Here is a 2,812-nt window from a genome sequence, read left to right as displayed (position 1 = left end):
TTTGGTATGCAAAGCCTTATTCTTGGTGTTTTTTTCGGGTCCTTTTGCCATGATTGATAGGATTTGTTCATTAGTGGGTTGCAAAGATAAAGAAATCAATTCATTAACTCAAAAAGCAACACCATTTGTAAAAAAACGGAAAATGACATTTTTCAAAAAATAATCTATCTAAGCAGTATGAAAATGAAAGAGTCCATACAAACGAAACTAGTGGAATTTTTGACCTTATGTAAAAGTCATAAAGTCAAGAACATCTATGCCTTTGGTTCTGCTGTGACTGAAAATTTTAACGAAGATTCCAGCGATATTGATTTATTAATCGAAATTGACACGGAAGACCCTATCGAACGTGGCGAAAATTTAATGGATATTTGGGATAAACTCGAAGACTTTTTCCAACGAAAAGTGGATTTATTGACTCATTCATCAATTAAAAATCCCATTCTTAAAAAAAATATAGACAGCACTAAAATTTTACTTTACGACGGAAAAGAGCAAAAAGTATGTTTCTGATGTCTTGATGGCGATTAACTTGATTCGCCAATTTACTATTGACATTAGTGATTTTGATAGCTACGAAAAAGACTTAAAAACCCAAAGTGCTGTCGAAAGACAATTAGTCATTATTGGAGAAGCTTTAAATAAACTCAGACAAACTGAATCTGGAATTACTATTGAGAACGACAAACAGATTATCGGTTTTCGTAATCGTTTGGTGCACGCTTACGATAGTATTGACAATTCCATTGTTTGGGCGATAATTAATCGTCAATTAGAGAAATTGAAAGTGGAGATTGAGGGGTTGGAGGATTAAAATTTCAAATTTTCTTATTTAAATTAATGTAAATCATTATTATCATTATTATTTTGAACATTCTAAATAACCATTATGAGTAAATTGTGCTTGGTAACTAATGCAACTGCAAAATCCATATGTTGGTATGTTACTGTCTATATGAAAGAGCAAAATCTTTCAGAAGAAAGAATTTATAAAATAAAGAAAAAATTAAATTTCAATGATATAAATAATCCTTTTTTTGAAATTGATGATTTTATAAAAAGTTTTAATGATAAAAATATTTATTTTTTAGAACTATATGAGTATTTAAAAAAAGAAAACAGATATTTAAATTTTTTAAATAATTTGGGTGCTAACAGAAGGTTGCATAATTATTTCCCAAACTTCAGCGAGGTATCTAGCATTTATAATGATTACAATAATCGAAAAATTTATCATTCTTCAATTTTCTGTAAATGGATAACAAATGATTATATTAGTGAAACAAGAAGAGAATTAAATACTGTATGGCTGATGAAAATTATATAAAAATGAGTGCAATTCAACTTTTGGAATTCAATACCGTTTTACTTTCAAAAATTGAAAAAAAAAATATTAAAACAGTAATCGACAAACCAACTCCCATAGCCCCGATAGCAGTGAAAATCCTTGTGGGGGCTTTTGTTTTGCCCCCACAAGATTGTAACGAATAGCGGGAAATAGCTCCAGAAAAATAAAAAACGCAATTTTTTTTACCACCGTACGGACAAGTCGCGACTTGTCCCTACCGTCCCTACCATAAAAAATCTTATTTTTGCGCTCAATAAAAATAATTTTATGTTACAAAATCCAAAAAGATATACGATTACGGCGGCTTTGCCTTATACTAACGGACCTATTCACATTGGGCATTTGGCGGGTGTTTATGTGCCGGCTGATATTTATTCACGTTACTTGAGAGCCCAAGGGAGAGAAGTTTTGTTTGTGTGCGGAAGCGACGAGCATGGTGTGGCTATCTCGATGAAAGCGAAGAAAGAAGGGATTACGCCTCAGGAAGTGATTGATAAATACGATGGTATTATTCGCAAATCATTTTCGGATTTTGGGGTTTCATTTGATAATTATTCTAGAACTTCGGCTCAAATTCATCATGATACTGCTTCGGAATTCTTTAAGAAACTATACGAGAAAGGCGACTTTATCGAAGAAGTAACCGAACAATTATACGATGCGAAAGCAGACCAATTTCTAGCAGACCGTTTTGTAACTGGAACTTGCCCAAAATGCGGCAATGAAGAAGCGTATGGGGATCAATGTGAAAAATGTGGTTCGACTTTGAACGCAACGGATTTGATTAATCCAAAATCGACCATTACAGGCGAAACTCCGATTATGAAATCAACGAAACACTGGTTTTTACCATTGAATCGTTATGAAGATTTCTTGAAAGAGTGGATTTTGGTAGGACATAAAAACGACTGGAAACCGAATGTTTACGGACAAGTTAAATCTTGGATTGACGGTGGATTAGAACCACGTGCGGTAACCCGTGACTTGGACTGGGGAATTGATGTTCCTGTTGAAGGTGCTGAAGGAAAAAAATTATACGTTTGGTTTGATGCGCCTATTGGGTACATCTCAGCAACCAAAGAATGGGCTTTGCGTGAAGGAAAAGATTGGGAACCGTACTGGAAAGATCAAGACACGAAGTTGGTTCACTTTATTGGGAAAGATAATATTGTGTTTCATTGTGTGATTTTCCCAGCGATGCTTAAAGCCGAAGGAAGTTATATTTTGCCTGACAATGTACCAGCAAATGAGTTCTTGAACTTAGAAGGAAATAAATTATCGACTTCTAAAAACTGGGCGGTTTGGTTGCACGAATATTTGGAAGAATTTCCAGAGAAACAAGACGTTTTGCGTTATTCATTAACCTCAAATGCGCCTGAAACAAAAGACAACGATTTTACTTGGAAAGATTTTCAAGCGAGAAATAATAATGAATTAGTAGCCATTTTTGGAAACTTCATTAAT

At 33.8% G+C, this 2,812-nt stretch carries 5 protein-coding genes; all 5 read left to right on the top strand.

Annotated features, from left to right (window positions below; genetic code table 11):
- Window positions 1-183 precede the first annotated feature (183 nt).
- Complete coding sequence (locus WBQ70_RS13865) at window positions 184-513, top strand: nucleotidyltransferase family protein (protein ID WP_423915235.1); 330 nt, start codon at window positions 184-186, stop codon at window positions 511-513.
- A 7-nt stretch (window positions 514-520) separates the two neighbouring features.
- A complete protein-coding gene (locus WBQ70_RS13860; protein WP_423915233.1) occupies window positions 521-814 on the top strand; it encodes a DUF86 domain-containing protein in 294 nt (97 codons plus the stop codon).
- Between the two features lie 75 nt (window positions 815-889).
- Window positions 890-1,327, top strand: a complete 438-nt coding sequence (locus WBQ70_RS13855) for a hypothetical protein (RefSeq protein WP_423915232.1) — start codon at window positions 890-892, stop codon at window positions 1,325-1,327.
- A 2-nt stretch (window positions 1,328-1,329) separates the two neighbouring features.
- Window positions 1,330-1,491, top strand: a complete 162-nt coding sequence (locus tag WBQ70_RS13850; protein WP_423915230.1) for a hypothetical protein — start codon at window positions 1,330-1,332, stop codon at window positions 1,489-1,491.
- Between the two features lie 124 nt (window positions 1,492-1,615).
- Window positions 1,616-2,812: methionine--tRNA ligase (gene metG / locus WBQ70_RS13845; RefSeq protein WP_423915228.1), on the top strand; the 1,197-nt coding region annotated here is incomplete at its 3' end.

It is taken from the genome of Flavobacterium sp. (genome assembly GCF_049590715.1).
Lineage (GTDB): Bacteria > Bacteroidota > Bacteroidia > Flavobacteriales > Flavobacteriaceae > Flavobacterium.
The sequence above is the reverse complement of the archived record's forward strand: the minus strand, read 5'-3'. Positions and strand labels throughout refer to the sequence as shown.